The 16,882-nt window shown below is 73.1% G+C and carries 16 protein-coding genes; 3 read left to right on the top strand and 13 right to left on the bottom strand.

Annotated features, from left to right (window positions below):
- Positions 1–365 precede the first annotated feature (365 nt).
- Complete coding sequence (locus tag Q8791_RS04015; RefSeq protein ID WP_330090196.1) at positions 366–1,190, bottom strand: purine-nucleoside phosphorylase; 825 nt, start codon at positions 1,188–1,190, stop codon at positions 366–368.
- 76 nt (positions 1,191–1,266) lie between these two features.
- Positions 1,267–1,764, bottom strand: a complete 498-nt coding sequence (locus Q8791_RS04010; protein ID WP_456238146.1) for a gamma-glutamylcyclotransferase family protein — start codon at positions 1,762–1,764, stop codon at positions 1,267–1,269.
- 156 nt (positions 1,765–1,920) lie between these two features.
- Here Q8791_RS04010 and Q8791_RS04005 point away from each other — a divergent pair, with 156 nt between their 5' ends.
- The 3 genes from Q8791_RS04005 (at position 1,921) to Q8791_RS03995 (ending at position 4,407) form a co-directional block, all read left to right on the top strand.
- Positions 1,921–3,297, top strand: coding sequence for an NAD(P)H-quinone dehydrogenase (locus Q8791_RS04005; protein WP_330090194.1), 1,377 nt, complete (start codon positions 1,921–1,923; stop codon positions 3,295–3,297).
- Positions 3,298–3,398: 101 nt separating this feature from the next.
- The gene (locus Q8791_RS04000) at positions 3,399–3,746 is read left to right on the top strand and encodes a TFIIB-type zinc ribbon-containing protein (RefSeq protein WP_330090193.1); all 348 of its coding nucleotides are present in this window, start codon (positions 3,399–3,401) and stop codon (positions 3,744–3,746) included.
- A 16-nt stretch (positions 3,747–3,762) separates the two neighbouring features.
- Positions 3,763–4,407 (top strand): AAA family ATPase, encoded by a 645-nt coding sequence (locus tag Q8791_RS03995; RefSeq protein WP_330090192.1) that lies wholly within the window; start codon positions 3,763–3,765, stop codon positions 4,405–4,407.
- 9 nt (positions 4,408–4,416) lie between these two features.
- Here Q8791_RS03995 and Q8791_RS03990 read toward each other — a convergent pair whose 3' ends face one another.
- From Q8791_RS03990 to Q8791_RS03940, 11 genes are all read right to left on the bottom strand, one after another.
- Positions 4,417–5,484 (bottom strand): hypothetical protein, encoded by a 1,068-nt coding sequence (locus tag Q8791_RS03990; protein WP_330090191.1) that lies wholly within the window; start codon positions 5,482–5,484, stop codon positions 4,417–4,419.
- 238 nt (positions 5,485–5,722) lie between these two features.
- Entirely contained in the window at positions 5,723–6,346 is a 624-nt protein-coding gene (locus Q8791_RS03985; protein WP_330090190.1) for an ABC transporter ATP-binding protein, read from the bottom strand.
- Positions 6,343–7,386 (bottom strand): peptidoglycan-binding domain-containing protein, encoded by a 1,044-nt coding sequence (locus Q8791_RS03980; protein ID WP_330090189.1) that lies wholly within the window; start codon positions 7,384–7,386, stop codon positions 6,343–6,345. Before Q8791_RS03980 ends, Q8791_RS03985 begins: the two co-directional genes overlap by 4 nt.
- A gap of 76 nt (positions 7,387–7,462) precedes the next feature.
- Complete coding sequence (locus Q8791_RS03975; RefSeq protein WP_330090188.1) at positions 7,463–7,753, bottom strand: hypothetical protein; 291 nt, start codon at positions 7,751–7,753, stop codon at positions 7,463–7,465.
- Positions 7,754–7,880: 127 nt separating this feature from the next.
- On the bottom strand, positions 7,881–8,525 hold the full coding sequence (locus Q8791_RS03970) for a hypothetical protein (protein ID WP_330090187.1): 645 nt from the start codon (positions 8,523–8,525) through the stop codon (positions 7,881–7,883).
- Between the two features lie 127 nt (positions 8,526–8,652).
- Positions 8,653–8,991: a hypothetical protein gene (locus tag Q8791_RS03965; RefSeq protein WP_330090186.1), complete on the bottom strand. Its 339-nt coding sequence runs from the start codon at positions 8,989–8,991 to the stop codon at positions 8,653–8,655.
- Positions 8,992–9,146: 155 nt separating this feature from the next.
- Complete coding sequence (locus Q8791_RS03960; protein ID WP_330090185.1) at positions 9,147–11,993, bottom strand: FtsX-like permease family protein; 2,847 nt, start codon at positions 11,991–11,993, stop codon at positions 9,147–9,149.
- A complete protein-coding gene (locus Q8791_RS03955; RefSeq protein ID WP_330090184.1) occupies positions 11,993–12,733 on the bottom strand; it encodes an ABC transporter ATP-binding protein in 741 nt (246 codons plus the stop codon). The genes Q8791_RS03960 and Q8791_RS03955 overlap by 1 nt, the downstream gene beginning before the upstream one ends.
- Positions 12,730–13,350: a PadR family transcriptional regulator gene (locus Q8791_RS03950; RefSeq protein WP_330090183.1), complete on the bottom strand. Its 621-nt coding sequence runs from the start codon at positions 13,348–13,350 to the stop codon at positions 12,730–12,732. Before Q8791_RS03950 ends, Q8791_RS03955 begins: the two co-directional genes overlap by 4 nt.
- A gap of 147 nt (positions 13,351–13,497) precedes the next feature.
- Positions 13,498–14,754 (bottom strand): chemotaxis protein CheA, encoded by a 1,257-nt coding sequence (locus Q8791_RS03945; RefSeq protein WP_330090438.1) that lies wholly within the window; start codon positions 14,752–14,754, stop codon positions 13,498–13,500.
- A gap of 179 nt (positions 14,755–14,933) precedes the next feature.
- Complete coding sequence (locus tag Q8791_RS03940; RefSeq protein WP_330090182.1) at positions 14,934–16,391, bottom strand: dicarboxylate/amino acid:cation symporter; 1,458 nt, start codon at positions 16,389–16,391, stop codon at positions 14,934–14,936.
- Between the last annotated feature and the right edge of the window lie 491 nt (positions 16,392–16,882).

Genomic DNA, 16,882 nt, shown 5'->3' with positions numbered 1-16,882 from the left:
CCCCGATCCGAGGGCAACGCGCGGTTCAACTGAATATCGGGAAGTAGAGAAGGGTGTCCGAGTCGCGAGTCCAACGGGATCTGCGGGGATTCCGCGCGACGGAGGACACCGGGGCAAAGCACTGCCTCCGGCCGCACCACGGCCGGTACCGTCCATCCCAAGGCCTCGGGGTGTACGCTCGCCACGCCGGTACCGGGCGGGTCCGGTCGGAGGCGCCCCACCACTTCGCGATGCTTCGGGCGACCCACGCGGTCGGGGTCCGCGGGGACCCCCGCGACAACGGGTCCCGAGCACGACGTCCCACGCGCGGCAGGGCCCGGCACACACGTGCCGGGCCCTGTTCTGTCGACGCCCGGCGGGGGCGCTCAGGCGCGTGAGAGCACCCGGTTGAGGAGTTCGCCGAGCCTGCGCGCCCTCTGTGTGACGACCTCCAGTGCCCGCTCCGCCTCGAAGGGCTCCAGCGCCGAGCCCACGGCGTCGTTGCTGACGACAGTCAGCCCCAGGACCTCCGCACCCATCTCCACGGCGGCGATGGTCTCCAGGGCGAGCGACCGCCCCACCACGTCCGCGCCCGACCGGCCCAGCACGTTCAGCTCCGACGGCGTCTGCAACTGGGGGCCGATCGTGGACGCGTACACGCCCTCGGCGAGCGAGGCGTCCACCTCGCGGATGATCCGGCGCAGACGCGGGCTGTACGCCTCGGACAGGTCGACGAACGACGGCCCCGTCAGCGGGGAGCGCGACGTCAGGTTGATGTGGTCCCGGACCACCACCGGCTGCCCCGGGGCGAAGTCCGCGCGCAAGGACCCCGCGGACCCCGTGAGCACGGCCGTTCCGGCGCCGGCGGCGAGTCCGGTGCGCACCGCGTGGACGGCCTCCGCCGGGCTGTAGCCCTCGTAGACGTGCACGCGCCCCATGAACACGACGATCCGCTTGTCGCCCACCCACATGCTGCGGACCTTGGAGGAGTGGCCCTCCGCGCCGGGCGCGTGGAACCCGGGGAGTTCCGTCGCGTCGAACTCGATGTCGGGGGAGCCGAGCGTGTCCGCCGCGCCCGCCCAACCGGATCCGAGCACCACCATGGCGTCGAAGCTGTCGGCGCCGGTCCGGGCCAGCAGGTCCTGGGCGGCGGCGGCCGCCAGTTCCTTCGCGTCCCCCGTGGTCGTCGGCCGCTGCTCTGATTCGCTCACACGACGGATGCTATATCCGGGTGGTCGTCCCGTGACGGAACGCAACGCGCGCCCGGCGGGCGGGGCGGCGCAGGGCTCACATCTCGGTGGGAAGGCACTCCCGGGCGAGCAGGTCCGACACGTACGACCCGGGCGCCCCGGCCTTCTCCGCCGCGGCGGCCAGCTGCCCCAGCTGGATGGCCGAGGGCAGGCCGCCCTCGTAGGCGTCGAGTACGTACGCCCACGCCGTCACGGGCCCCAGGTCGGTCGTCGTGGCGCGGACCGTGACCTTGCGGTACGCGCAGGCCGTGCCCGAACGGGGGTCGAAACCGCCCCTGTCCACGACGCCCTCCCACGAGTCCAAGTGGGGTTCGTCCCATTCCATGACGTCGTACAGCGCGACGAAGACCCGCTGCCCGGAATCCTCCACCACGGTCGCCAGGGCGCCGGCGGAGGAGGGGAGGCCCTCGCCGAACGTCAGCCGCCAACCCTCCAACCAGCCCGTGGTCAACAGGGGTGAACGAGGGGCCCGACGGGCCATCTGCGCGGGATCGAGATTGGTTCCGTACGCGGCGTAGGTGGACACGGGCAACATCGTAGACCCGCTGACCGGGGGTGCCTGAGGATTTCGCCAGTTGACATGGCCGACAATGGGAGGAAGCGATGAAAACTGGCGGTGCCCCACCATGCCCGACTATCGCCCGGACCGGGAACGCGCGTGGGGGCTCCGACGTAGAGGGAGTGAGGCAGAGTGACGAAGGTCGTGATCATCGGTGGCGGGCCCGGGGGCTACGAGGCGGCACTGGTCGCAGCGCAGCTCGGTGCGGACGTGACGGTGGTGGACCGCGACGGCATCGGCGGATCCTGCGTCCTCACCGACTGCGTCCCCTCCAAGAGCCTCATCGCCACGTCCACCCGGACCACGTACGTGCGCGAGTCCGACAGCCTGGGCATCCACATCCCGGGCACCGCCGACACCCCCGTCCGGGTGGACATCGACGCGATCAACTCCCGGATCAAACGCCTGGCCCAGGCACAGTCCGACGACACCGGCGCCCGCCTCCACAAGGAGGGCATCAAGGTCGTCAACGGCGAGGCCAGGCTGGTCGACCCCCACATCGTCGCCGTCGGCGACCAGCGCCTGCGCGCCGACGTGATCCTCATCGCCACGGGAGCCCACCCCCGTGAACTCCCCACCGCCAAGCCCGACGGCGAGCGCATCCTCACCTGGCGCCACATCTACGACCTGGAGGAGCTCCCGGAGAAGCTCATCGTGGTCGGCTCCGGTGTGACCGGCGCGGAGTTCGCCAGCGCCTACCAGTCGCTCGGCTCCGACGTCACCCTCGTCTCCTCGCGCGAGCGCGTCATGCCGACCCAGGACGCCGACGCGGCCGAGGTGCTGGAGGAGGTCTTCATGCGCCGCGGCATGACCGTCCTCAGCCAGACGCGGGCCGAGTCGGTCGTGCGCACCGAGAAGGGCGTCCTCGTCACCCTCTCCGACGGCCGTACCGTCGAGGGCAGCCACTGCCTGATGACGGTCGGCATGATCCCCAACACCGACGGCCTCGGGCTGGAGGAGGCCGGGGTCCGGCTGGGGCAGGGCGGGTTCGTCGAGGTCGACCGGGTCTCCCGCACCACGGTTCCCGGCGTGTACGCCGCCGGTGACTGCACGGGCGTGAACATGCTGGCGTCCGTCGCCGCCATGCAGGGCCGCATCGCCATGTGGCACGCCCTCGGCGAAGCCGTGTCCCCCCTGAAGCTGTCCACCGTCGCCTCGACGGTGTTCACCCACCCCGAGCTCGCGGCCGTGGGCGCCAGCGAGGACGACGTGCGCAGCGGCCGGATCGACGGCCGTTCGGTCACCCTGCCGCTCAACACCAACCCGCGCGCCAAGATGAACGAGGTCACGGACGGCTTCGTCAAGCTCATCTGCCGTCAGCACACCGGCATCGTGCTGGGCGGCGTCATCGTCGGCCCGCGCGCCAGCGAACTCATCCTCGGCGTGTCCATCGCGGTGCAGCAGCGCCTGACGGTGGACGACCTCGCGCACACCTTCTCGGTGTACCCGTCGCTGTCGGGCAGCGTGACCGAGGCCGCCCGCTCGCTGATGCTGGCCTCGCCCGAGTAGGGGGCGGTCAGCTCCGCCCCGCAGGGGCCGCCGCGTGCGGGAATTCGCGGTGGTCCCGGCATCCTTAACCGTTTTTGACACAGATCGAGTAATGTCTTGACGTGATCTGTCCCAAGTGCCAAAGCACCATGCGTACGTTCGATCGTCAAGGCGTCCACATCGACCGCTGTGACGGCTGCCAGGGCATCTTCCTCGACCGGGGAGAGCTGGAGCGCATCGCGGACGGTGAGCAGCGCCACTACGGCGTCGCCCCGCCCCCCGACCCCCAGGCCCCGCACCAGGCCCCCCACCAGGCCCCGCCCCGCTCCTACCCGAGGCGCGGAGGCGGTTACCCCGACTCCCCCGGAGGCTACCGAGGGGGGTACCAGGACTCGCCGCGCGGCTACCGGGACTCGCCCCGTCCCTACCGCGGTCGCCGCAAGGGATTCCTGGAACAGCTCTTCGACTAGTACAGCCGGACCATCCATGCACCCGCTGATCTGTACACACTGCGGGGAGTGGGACGAGACCCCCGACACGGGCGCGGGGGTCTCCATGCTGCGCTGTGCCTCGTGCGGGCACACCCGCCCCTTCCTCCGCATGCCCCTCTACTGCGTCTCGGGGCCGAGCGGCACCGGCAAGTCCACCATCGCCGGCCTGCTGCTCGAACGCCTCCGGGACCGCTTCGTCGTGCTCGAACAGGACCTGCTGTGGGTCAGCGGCCTCCGCGACCCGGCGGGCCACCACCGCCACTTCCGGTCCACCTGGCTGCGCACCGCCGCCATGGTGCAGCAGAGCGGGCGGCCCGTCGTGCTCTGCGGGACCGTCGTCCCACCGGAGTTCGAGCCCCTGCCCGAGCGCGCCCTGTTCACCGGCATCCACTACCTGGCGCTGACCTGCGACCCCGACACCCTGGCCGAGAGGCTGCGCGCCCGCCCCGCCTGGCGCGAGTGGGACGGGGAGCGGATCGCGGACAACGCCGAGTTCGCCGCCTGGGTGGCCGCCGAGGCAGCCCGCCTCGAACCGCCGATGACCCTGGTCGACACCACGCACACGGCCCCCGCCGACACCGCGGACGCCGTGTGCCGCTGGATCGAGGACCTGCACGGGGCCGATTCCGCCGGGGGCTGAGGCGGGTCGTCACCGGTCCTTGAAGTAGCGGAACAGGTGCCTCTCCCGCACCAGCGAGGCCGCCACCGCGGCCCCCGCGAGTGCGGCGAGCGCCGCGGCGGCGGGTCCGCGCGCGTCGACCAGCACCGCGTCCCACGGGTCCGCGGGGTTGCCGACGTGCGCGGCCACCACCAGGGAGCAGAGCGCCAGCGCCAGCCCGGCCAGTGTCCACGCGGCGGTCTCCAGGACCGCCCCCGCCAGGAGGGCCCCCCGGGACACGCCCACGTGCAGCGCACCGGCCAGCTCCAGCCGGCGCAGCCGCACCGAGACGAAGCCCAGCACCAGCCCGGCCAGGGCCGCCGCGGGCAGCGCGAACCGGGTGGGACGCCCGGCGAACTCCGCCGCGCCGTCGAACTCGGCGCCCAGGGTCGGGTTGAGCTGGCCCTGGGTGACGGACAGGCCCTGGGCCGCCCCGGGGCGCACCGCCCACCGGAGCATCTCGTCCGCCCCGTCCGTCGGCGGGCGCACGTCCGCCCAGCACTGGTCGAACGTCCCGGCCGCGGGCTCGGGCACGAGGACGGCGTAGCCGAGGCGGCTGTCGCGTCCGTCGTCGGGGTAGTCGAACACCCCCGCCAGGGTCACCGGACCGGTGTCGGTGTCCACGACCTGCCCCGGTCCCGCCCGCAGCGTCTCCGCGGTCCGGGAGGACACCCACACCCCCGACGCCGACTCCGCGCGCACACCCAGCACCGCCGCCATCCCCGGCGTGACCCGGTAGGTCGGCAGGGGGTTGTCGGGCATGGCGGCGAGCAGGAGGGTGCCGTCCTCGGCGAGCGCCCCGGAGGACACGACCCCGGGGACGTCCCCGAGGGCGTCGCAGGCGTTGCCGTCGACGTTCGCGGCGACGCTCAGCACCCGGACCGAGGCGCCCGCGGCGACGAACTCGGCGGCGCGCTGGTGCAGAGCCACGACCGCGCGCGCGTCGGCGACCGCCAGGGCCCCCACGACCGCGGCGAAGGCGAGGCCGAACAGGGCGGCGCGGGTGGTGCCGGAGAGCAGGTTGCGCCACACCTCGCCGAGGAGTTCGCGGCCGTTCATCCCGCACCGCCCCGAGCTGCCGGTGGGGGGAGCACCGTGGTCGGCGGCGCTGTCCTGGGGTGTGTTCTCACGAGTTCTTCCCTGGTCTGGTCGTGGAGAGGGCGCCGATTCCGGGGCCGGTGAGCGGCGGCCGGAGGCGCTATCCTGGCCGCAGCGGGACCGGGCGAGTGCGTTTCGCCCGGTCCCGTTCCGTGTGCCGCGTCGGACCGCGACGGGACACCGTGCCCGCGGCAGCCGTTCAGTCGGCGGTGCGGACCCGGTCCTGGAGGTCGATGACGTGCGTGCAGGCGTCCCGGGTGTGCGGGTCGTGGGTGGCGATGACGACGATGGTCCGCTCCCGGGCGATCGCACCGAGAGTGGCGTTGACCGTCTCCGCGGTGCGCAGGTCCAGCTGAGCCGTCGGCTCGTCCACCAGGAGCAGGTCGGGCGCGGAGCACACGGCGCGGGCGAGCATGAGCCGCTGCGCCTCGCCGCCGGACAGCTGGCGGAACGGCCTGTCGGCGACGGCCTCCAGCCGGAAGTCGCCCAGGACCTCGCGGGCGCGCTCCTCGGCCTCGTCCCGCCGCCGGCCCCCGGCCAGCAACGGGAGCGTCACGTGGTCCAGTGCGGTGCGCCCCGGAACTCCGTAGGGGTTCTGGAACACCCAGCCGGTGCGCTCCACCCCGGTCGTCTCGACGCTCCCCTCGGTGGCGTCCACCCACCCCGCCAGGATCGAGAGCAGCGTCGACTTGCCGCAGCCGGAAGGGCCGCACAGCCCGGTGATCCGTCCGGGCTCCAGGGTGAAGGAGAGGTCCTCGAACAGCATCGGGTTGTCCCCGAAGCGGTGTCCCAGGCCGCGCGCGCTCACACTCCGCGCGTTCACGCGCCCCCCTCGCAGGACTCCCGGGCCAGGGCTGGACCCAGGTCGACGTTGTCGGGCAGGCCGACACCGTCCTCCTCGGCGACGACGACGGAGCTGCCGACGCCCGAGCCGATGATCCGGACCGTGTGCAGGGAGCCGCCCGAGCGCAGGCAGCCCGTGTCACCGGTGACGCCGAACAGCGCGCCGGGCGGGACCCGCGAGGCGTCCACGTGCTCGGTGAGCGCGACGGAGCCGGTGAGGGGTTCGCCCTCACCCGCCACCGCGGCCCGCGCCTCGGGTGTGTCGGCCAGCTCGCGCAGGAAGTCGGGGTCCTCCGCCAGCCCCTCCCCGTCGATCGGTCCGCTGACCCCGGCGACGGTGAGCCGCCGCTCGCCGGGCACGTCCAGGTCGGGGACCGAGCTGAGGCGCGCCCCCTCCAGCGCGCCGGGAATGCTGGCGAAGGTGCCGCCGGCGGACGCCGCGGAGCCGGGCACGGCCCCGCACTCCTCGAAGGTCACCTCGGAGGAGGGCATCCAGATGACGCGGGCGAGGTCGACGGAGCCGCTGGGATCGCGCATCCCCGCGTCCAGCTGGAGTTCGCGGACGGCCTGGGACGTCTGCCATCCGTACACCCCGTCGGCCGCGACGGGGTAGTTGAGCCGGTCCAGCTCCTTCTGGAGCGCCCGCACGTCGCCCCCGCGCACCCCCCGGTGGAGGTCGCGGTACAGGGGCATGGACGTGGCCAGCGCGATGACCGGCTGGTCGTTCACACGGGCGGCCTCCTCGCCCGACGACAGGGTTCCCCCGTCCACGCACGCGGACGCGGTGACCCGGCCGGACCCGCCGAAGGCGAGGTCGAGCGCGGGAGAGGTCACGAGTTCGACCTCGACGCTGCGCGCGTCGTCGAAGGGTTCGTGGAGGACCGGAGCCGTGTCGATGTCCGCCGCGGAGGCGAGGTCGACGGGCGGGTCTGCGGGACGGAGCAGGAATCCGGCGGTGCCTCCGGCGGCGAGCAGGAGCACCGCGGACAGCATCACCGTCCCGCTGGGACGAGTCTTCACATGCGATTCCCGTGGTCGGTCGGCGGACCGTCGACGGTCCGCCGGAACGGAAGAGATGGGTGGGCGCGTGGGAGGATCACTCACCCACGCTGCCGTTGTCGCCCCCGGAGTCGTGCTCCAGGCCGGCCTCGGACATGCAGCCGGCGAACACCTCGCTCTCCACGTCGACGGAGGCCTCCTCGGGCGGGGACATCATGTCGGTGCCCAGCTGTTCGACGGTGTAGGACTCCGGCGCCAGCCCCGCGTCGACGAGGCAGTCCACCACGACGTCGCCCTCGGGACCGAGGTCGGCCGCACCGCCGGCGTTGGACTCCTCGGACACCCCATTGTCACCCTGGGTGGTCGAATCCGTCTCATCGACAGTCACGGATCCGCCCGGTTCGGTGGCGCCGCCCCCCGCCGAGCAACCGCCGGCGACGAATACCGAGACGGCCGCGAAGAGGAGTGCCCGAACAATGCGGTTCTGATTGTTATTCATGTTTTCCTCGTTTTTCTCAGCCTGTGGAGACGGCGAATCCCGCCATATAGAGACACAGGTTGGTCGCTTCGTCGGAAGGGTCGAACGGGGCGCCGGAGAAAGCGTCCTCCAGATCCTCGTCGAACTCGTCCGGCGTGTAGGAGTCCGGCTCGACGAGGCCCTCGTCCTCCAGGCACTGGATCGCGGCCTGGCGCGGGTCCTCGATGCCCTCGGGGTTGCCGAGCTGGAGCGAGTAGGCGCTCTCGATCAGCAGGATCGTGCCCTCGGCGCAGTCGGCGCTGGTCTCCATGTGGGCGTTGGTCGCCTCCTCGTAGGCCTCCTGGTCCCGGGGATCGGCGTCCACCTCCCACTCGGTCAGCTGGTAGAGCCCGTTGGGGAGCTTGGTGTAGGTCTCCCGCAGGCCCGCCGCGTCGGCGCACTCGGTGTACCGGTTGAACGCCTCCTCGTAGTCCTCCTGGGTGATGCCGCCGTCCTCGATGGCACGGTCGAGCACCTCCTGCTCGAAGTCGGTGGCCGCTCTCTCGCGGAGGCTCTCGAACTCGCGGAGCAGGCCGGGGCCCAGGGCGCTCTCGGCCTCGGCGTCCCGGTCCGAGCAGGCGGAGAGGGCGAGCGTGAGCAACAGTGCGCCGCAGAGGGCGCGTGCGGTCGTGGTCGACGCCATGGCGGTCAGCGGTTCCCCTCGGTCGTCCCGCGGTCCGGGGCGGCGTCTTCCGGGGGCGGGACCGGGCGAGTGCGTTTCGCCCGGTCCCGCTGTTCGGCGCAGACGCGGCCCGTGGACCGGTCGGGTGCTAGCGGAAGGCGTATCCGGCCACACGGGGGTAGGAGCCGTAGCTGTCCGCCGCGCGGGCGCTGGAGCTGCGCGTGGTCCACCCGGTGGCGGCCGAGTAGCTGCCGTGGGTCGCCCAGGAGCGGCCCTGGTAGCTGCAGTCGGCGGTGTTGGTGCGGCCCCACGAATAGGACGGACCGACGGTGGCGGCGCCCCAGCGGCACGCCGCCTCGGCGGGGGCGGCCGTCGCGACGGTGGAGACGAGTCCGCCGCCCATCAGCAGGGTGAAGGCGAACAGCAGGCCGGCCGTCCGCGTTCCCATTCGGGAGCGCAAAATGCCCGGGCTTGTCTGGCTCGACATCTTTTTTCCTTTCAGGATGAAGTGGTTCTTCGTGGTACTGCAATTCGTTTGTACCCCAGCCCATCTGTGAATCCAATGGGGTGGTGTGACCGATTGTGTCCAGTCACGGAAAGTCAGTTCGGAGAGGGAACTCCGGGCGGAGTCGGCGGATGCTGTCACGCACGGTCATCGCGGCTCCGGTGGGTCGCGGCTGCCTCGGATGGAACCCTGTTCCCATTACTGAGAGTAGTGGTTCTGGCCGGATGCGGTCGGAACGCCCGGCGGTCCGACGGCAAGCGGGACGGTGCGAGGACCAGGGCGAGGAGGACGGACGCCCCCAGCACCCCCGCCAGGCAGGCGGCCAGCAGGGGCCAGGGCACGACCAGGGGCCAGGTGGGGTTGGCGAAACCAGCCCGGTAGGTCTCGGCGGCGACGCGCGCGGCGCCGACGCCGATCCCCGCGGCAGTTCCCCAGACCACGCCGACCGCCGCCACGACGCCGCTCTGGGCGGCGCCCAGCCGCCGCCCGGTGCCCGGGTCGGCCCCGACGGCCACCAGGACCACCGCGTCCCGACGGGAGTCCGCCGCGGCCAGCCGGACCGACACCAGGCAGGCCCCCGTCGCCACCACCGCGGCCAGCGCCAGCATCAGGGCCATCTGGCGCGTCCGGGGGGAGGAGTAGGGGCTCTCCACGGACAGGTCTGCCCCCGCCGACTCGCGCACGGCCGCGCGGGCGCGGTCGGCCTCCGCCTCGGAGGGGGTCCGGGAGACCGGGCCCACCATCCCCACGGCGGCGGCCTCCACACCCCACTCGCGTGCCAGCGCAGGAGGGACGATCAGCTCGTACTGGGCGCTCGGCCAGTCCACGGCCGCGGCGGGAACCTCCAGGACCCGGCCCTCGTTCCCGGTTCCCGGGCCGTCCGGCGGGTCGCCCTCGCGCATCCAGGCGAACTCCACGCGTGCGCTGCCGTCCGACCACAGGTCGAGGTCGCGTGTCACGACCACGCGCCCCTCCTCCAGGGCGCGGGCCGCCTCCTCCGCGTCCGGCAGGTCCAGGGCCCGCACGAGGGTGCCGTCGTCGACCAGCGGGTTGACCCCGCCCTCGGTCTCCCACCAGGGCAGGCGGTTCTGGTCGCCGTTCTGCTTCATCGGCGCGCAGTCGGGGGAGTCCAGCGGCACCTCGTCCGGCACCGGTTCGGTCCGGATGCTCACCGGCGGCCACACCGCCCAGCCGGGGCAGGGCCGGCCGGGGTCGGGCAGGGGGTGCACCCACAGCGGAGTCCGCGCCATCAGGACGGTGGCCGGGGAGCGCACGGGCAGGTGCTCCGTGAGGGCTGACGCCGCGTCGTCCGCGTCGTCCGCGCCGACAGGGCCAGGGAAGTGCACCAGGACGCTCCCCGTCGCGGCCCTCGGGTGATGTTCGGCCCCCTCGAAGTCCACCGCCGACGCCGTCGTGACGGCCACCGCGACGAGGAGGGCCACCGCGGCGGCGACCACGGTGACCGCCGCCGTCGTGCGCTCCCGGTGGCGTCCCGCGTCCCGCAGCGCCAGCCTCCACGCCAGCGGGAGGCGGCCGGCCGCGCCGGCGAGCGCGCCGACACCCGTGGGGGCCCACAGCACCGCGCCCAGGGCCGAGGCCACGGCGCCGGGTACGAACAGGTCCGCGCGGGGCAGGGCGAACCCGGTCCCGACCAGGAGCGCGCCCGACAGGAGCAGGAGGGCGGACAGCGCCGCACGGCCCCGGCCCCGCTCGCGCGGTCCGGTCGGGCGCCCGGCCAGCACGGCCGCCGGATCGGTCCGCCCCGCGCGCAGGGCGGGAGGGAGCGCCGCCACCAGGGGCACGAGGACGCCCAGGCCCACGAGCAGAGCGGTGTCGGCGACCGGAAGGACCAGCTCCGGGTACTGGGCGTCGCCGCGCGCCCGCAGCAGCGCGGACACCGCCCACGCGCCGCCGGCGCCGAGGACCGCGCCGGCCGCGGCGCCGACCGCCCCGGTCGCGAGGGCTCCGCAGAGCACGATCCCGCGCAGCGTCCGGGCGTCCGCTCCCTGCGCGGCGACCAGGGCCAGCGTGCGCTCCTCGCGCCGGGCGCGCACCGCGAACGCCGGTCCGACGATCAGGCAGGCCAGAAGGGAGGCGCCCGCCACGAACCCCGCGTACGGGGCCAGCGAGTCGGGCCGGTCGGCCGACGGCCGCGCCGAGTGCAGGGGGACGGCGGAGTCGGGGGGAGGGGCCGCGACCACGTCCCGGCTCACCACGGAGGAGCCCGTCTCGTTGATCCGGAGCACGTCGTCCCAGGTGATCGGGGTGTCCCCGGTGACGAACCAGACGGCGGAGGCGGCGGGCGTCTCCAGGGCGCCGCCCGAGTCCACCAGGGTTCCCGGGGCCAGTACGACATCCGCGGGATGCCGGGTGGCACGGTAGGCGCCGACCACGGTCACGGTGGCCGAGTCCTCCGCGCCGTCGGTCAGCTCCAGCTCCGACCCCTCGGCGAGGTCCAGGCGGCGGGCCAGGCCGAGGCTGACCGCGACCTCGCCGGGCCCGGCCGCGGCCCTCCCCCACACCGGGGCGAACATCCCCGCGAGCGGCCCGCCGGTGTCCGCCTCCAGGGCCTCCAGGGCGCCGGTCGCCCGGTCCCCCGCGGTGGCCCGGACGGCCCCGGAGGAGGCGCCGACCAGCTCCGATCCCGGCGGGAGCAGGGCCAGGAGCCGGTCCTCGTACGCGTCGCGGGACGGCTCCTCCCGTGCGTCGCTGCCCGCGAGCACGACGTCCTCGCGCGGACTCTGGGTCACCACCCCGGGCATCTGCCAGGTGATCCTCGCCTGCGCGGACTCGCCCAGCATCATGCGGCCGAACGTCTCGGGTGTGGGGGTCGAGGAGCGCAGCAGGGCGCCGGCGGCCACGGCGCCGCCGACGACGAGGGCGATGACGACCGCGACGAGGGCGGTCGAGCCCCGGTGGCGCAGGGCGTCGCGGCGTGCGAGGCGCAGTGCCGCGCGCCACCGCGCGATGGGGGGCGCCGCCATCAGTCCTCCCCGTCCGGCACGGGTCCCACCAGGGACTCCAGCCCCAGGCGGCTGCCCGTGGAGGTGGTGATCCGGCCGTCGCGCAGGAACACCGTCCGATCGGCCCAGGCGGCGTACCGGGAGTCATGGGTGACCATCAGCCCGGCGGCGCCCCGGTCCACCCGCTCCCGGATGACCGCCACGACCTCCTCTCCGGAGGCGGAGTCGAGCGCCCCCGTGGGCTCGTCCGCCAGGAGCAGGCTCCGGGGGCCGACCAGCGCGCGGGCGACGGCCACCCTCTGGCGCTGGCCGCCGGACATGTGCTCGGGGAAGCGGTCGCCGACTCCGGACAGGCCGACCTCTGCCAGGGCGGTACGGGCCTCGCGCCGGGCGGTGCGGGTGGGCGTCCCGTCCAGCTCCAGGGGGAGCGCGACGTTCTCGGCGGCGGTGAGCGAGGGGATGAGGTTGAACTCCTGGAAGACGTAGCCGATCCGGCGGCGTCGGAGCCGGGCCCTGCCCCTGCCGTCGAGGGAGGCCAGGTCCCGGCCGCCGACCTCCACCCGTCCCTCGGTGGGGGAGTCGAGCCCGCCCGCGAGGGTGAGCAGCGTGGACTTGCCCGACCCGGAGGGGCCCATCACCGCGACGAGCTCGCCGGGCGAGACCGACAGGTCGACGCGGGTGAGCGCCACGACGGCCGCATCCCCGCGGCCGTGGACCCGGCCGGCGCCGAGCAGGAGGAGTTCGGGGCCCGTTCCGCTCACGCGCGCGCCTCCGGGGTCCGGTCGGGGCGCCAGTCGGAGGTCCCGGAGGGCGGGGGAGGGGCGGACCCGCGCCGTCCCGCCGCGCGGGAGAGGCGGGCCTCGACGTGGTCCAGCCACTGCATCTCGGCCTGGGCGGCGAAGATCAGCGAGTCCAGGACCAGGTGCCACGCGAGGTCGCCGTCGGGTTCGGCCTCCTCGGCCGCGCGGCGGCCCCCGGTCCGTTTGAGCCGCGTGTAGTCCTGGAGGCCGCGCAGGGTCTCGGCCCGCTGGGCGTCCACCAGGGCCCCGACGTCCACACCGGGGGTGGTGACGGCGAGGGCGAGTTTGAGCGCGAGTTCGTCCCGGGCGGGGGCTCCGCGTGTGACGGGGCTGCGCCACCACGACTCGACCTCGTCGCGTCCGGGGTCGGTGAGGACGTAGCGCTCGGGGGCGTCCGGAGCGTCGTCGCGCACGGCGGTGACCAGGCCGTCGCGCTCCAGGCGCTGCAGGGTGGTGTAGGCCTGCCCGATGTTGAGCGGCCACGTGCCCCCGGTGCGCGCCTCGAACTCGGCGCGCAGCTGGTACCCGTGCTTGGGACCGTGGGAGAGCAGGGCGAGGAATCCCTGGCGAACGGACATGATCGACCCCTACTTACTCGGTAACTACGCAGCACACTAGTTACCGGGTAACTACCTCGCCAGGGGTTGGCCCGATCCGGCCACGCGAAGAGCCCCGGGCGAAGCCCGGGGCTCTCGGTGTCCCACGCTCGGAGCGGCGCGGTCGGGTCAGAAGTCGAAACCGCCGAAGTCGCCCATGTCGCCGCCTCCGCCGAAGTCCCCGCCGAAGTCGTCACCGCCGCCCATGTCGCCCTCGGCGCCGAGGTCTCCGCCGCCCATGCCCATCCCCATGCCCATCATCGACCCCATCATGGAGCCCATCATCATGCCGGTGAACATGCCCATCATCATGTTCATGCCGAAGTAGCCGCTGGCGTAGGGGGAGTACGCAGGACCGGCGTCGTAGTACGGACGGCGCTCGCCGTCGACCTCGACCAGTCGCACGTCGGGGTGGCCGCCGGTGCGCACCGCCTGGGCGCAGGCGGCACACGCGGTGACCTCGCGGGGCGCTCCGCCGGGCGGGGCCCAGGTGACGTCCTCCACGGAGGGGCCGTGCTGGGGGTTGAAGAAACAGGGGCCGCGCCGCGCCGGCACCGCCTCGCCGTTCATCCGGGCCCGGGTGGAGGCCATGTAGTAGCGGCCGTCCTCCAGCGCGCTGGTGACCATCCGGACCTGCTCGGGTTCCTGGATGGTGTCCAGCAGCGACTTGGCCTGGTCGTAGGCGTCCATGGCCTGCGAGTAGTCGCTACGGGTGGCGTCGTCGACCTTGGACACGTCGATCTCCAGCCGGGAGACGTCCTCGCCCAGCCGGACGACGTCCTCGGTCGCCATCTGCTTGATCTCCTGGAGCTGCTTGGCCTTCTCGGCGGCGCGCTTCTTGCGGCTGTTGCGGACGAAGAGGGCGCCCGCTGCCACGACCAGGACGAGGACGCCGAGCAGCACCAGACCGGAGGTGGCGCCGGCGGCCTCGGAGGCCTCCAGTTCCGCCGCGGCGTCGGGAACGGCGGCCAGGGTGTCGACCTGGTTGCCCCCGCCCTGCTGCACGGCGATCTCACGGATGCCCGCGGTGTCCTCGATGTTCGGGGAGAGGACCAGGAAGTCCTGGTTGCCGGCGAAGACGGCGTAGACGCCGTCGCCGACGTCGTCCATGACCGGGTTCATGAGAACGTCGAGACCGGTCTGGGAGGCGACCGCGTCCGACGGGAGGATCACGTAGTAGACGGGGATCTCCGAGTCCGCGGAGGCCGCCTCCAGGGCGCCCTCCTCGGCCGAGGGGATCGCGTCGATGCTCGGGTCGATGAAGACGCCGTCGCCCTCGAGCTCCTCGACGACGGCCTGGGAGTCTGGTAGCTCCGGCTGCGCGTCGGCCGAGGCGGGCACCACCGAGGCGCTCACCACCGCCGCCGCGATACCGGCGGTCAGCACTGCGGGTGTTACCAAGCGGCGCAACATGTCGTTCCTCTCGCCTTCCTCACTGACTCGGACGAACGAGGGTCCCTCACAGTTCCCGCTGTGCCCGTTCTCACCAGACTATGCGTGCCCCGGTACGCGACGGGGCCCGCCGGAGACTTCCGGCGGGCCCCGTCGACAGGGAGGCGCGTGTGTCAGCCCTTGGCGGGTGTGCCGCTCGCCGCGGTCTCCCGCTCGGCGCCCTCGTCGGCGTCGTCCGCTCCGGACTCGGCGGACTCGGAAACGGTGGCGGCGGGCTCGTCGAGAGGCACGAAGCCGGAGGCGTCGGGCCTGGCGTCGTAGCGGGCCTGGTCCAGGATGCCCTCGCGCTTGGCGACGATGGCGGGGACCAGCGCCTGGCCGGCGACGTTGACCGCGGTGCGGCCCATGTCCAGGATCGGGTCGACGGCCAGCAGCAGGCCGACGCCCTCCAGGGGCAGGCCCACCGTGGACAGGGTCAGGGTCAGCATGACGGTCGCGCCGGTGGTCCCGGCGGTCGCGGCGGAGCCGATGACCGAGACGAACACGATCAGCAGGTAGTCGGTGACGCTGAGGTCCACCCCGAAGAACTGGGCGATGAAGATCGCCGAGATCGCCGGGTAGATCGCGGCGCAGCCGTCCATCTTGGTGGTGGCGCCGAACGGGACCGCGAACGCGGAGTAGTAGCGCGGGACGCCCAGGTTCTGCTCGGTGACGCGCTGCGTGACGGGCATGGTGCCCATGGAGGAGCGGGACACGAAGGCGAGCTGGACGGCGGGCCAGACACCGCTGAAGTACTTCGACGGGGAGAGGCCGTTGAGGCGGGTGACCACCGGGTAGACGACGAACAGCACCAGGGCGAGGCCGATGTAGATGGTGAGCGTGAACTTGCCGAGGGCGCCGATGGTGGTCCAGCCGTAGCTGTACACGGCGTTGCCCAGCAGGCCCACGGTGCCGATCGGGGCCAGGCGGATGACCCACCACAGGGCCTTGAGCACGACCTCCAGCGCGGAGGAGGTGAAGTTGATGAACGGCTCGGCCGCCTTGCCGACCTTCACGGCGGCGATGCCCAGGACGATCGCGATGACGATCAGCTGGAGGACGTTGAAGCCCAGCGACGTGCTGAGCGTGCCGTCGTCGGCGGCGGAGGTGTTCGCGGCCAGGCCGAGGAAGTTGGCCGGGACGATGCTCTCGATGAACGCCAGCCAGGAGCCGGTGCGGGACGGGTCGGCCGCGCTGGCGGCGTCGACCGCGCTGTTGAGGCCCGGCCGGATGGTCAGGCCGAGGACGATGGCGATGGCCACCGAGACCAGGGCGGTGATACCGAACCACAGCAGGGTCTTCCAGGCCAGCCGCGCGGCGTTGGTGACGTTGCGCAGGTTGGCGATGGAGGAGATGACGGCGAGGACGATCAGCGGCGGAACGATCGTCTGGAGCAGGGTGACGAAGGTCGAGCCGATGGTCTGGAGGGTGACGGCGAGCCAGTTCGGCTCACCCTCCTCGCCGACCGGGCCGATCTGGAAGGCGACGACGCCGAGGACGACGCCGAGGACCAGGCCGAGGAGGACCTGGGCCGCGAAGGGGAAACGGAAGCCTCTGCGCTTCGTGGGCGCGTCGGTGCTCTGATCGGACACGGGATGTGACTCCAGGTGATGAAGGCAGCCGGAGGCGCGCACGACGACACGGTCTGTGTCGTGGGACGTGGGTCCGGCTCGGGGAATGGCGGGATCACCGAGGGAAGGTGACGGCTGGGAGGGGTGGGGCGGCGCGCTGCCCGGACGGGCGCGCGCGGGCCTATCTACACGCCTGACAGCCGCGACGGCACAGGTCGATGTGCCATCGTCGTGTCAGTCCCCAGATGTTCGTCACGATCAAGGACAATAGCCTCGATCTCTTACTTATTCCATACATGCGTGTCGACGTCTTCCTGTCCCAGAGGTCACACTGTCGACACCGTGGGCGTTTGCGCGGACCCCCTCCACCCGGATGCGGCGAGGATCACGCGGCGGCGCCGGGGCGGGTACGGGGAATTCACCGTCCGCAGGAGGCGCCGCGGGGTCGGTGCCCCCGCGACCCCGACACCGATCCGGGCCGGAGCCGCGGTGACGGAGGGGGAGACGCCGGC

The sequence above is a fragment of the Nocardiopsis codii genome, from assembly GCF_036327455.1.
GTDB classification, from domain to species: domain Bacteria; phylum Actinomycetota; class Actinomycetes; order Streptosporangiales; family Streptosporangiaceae; genus Nocardiopsis; species Nocardiopsis codii.
This window is presented reverse-complemented; position numbering and strand designations above follow the sequence as displayed.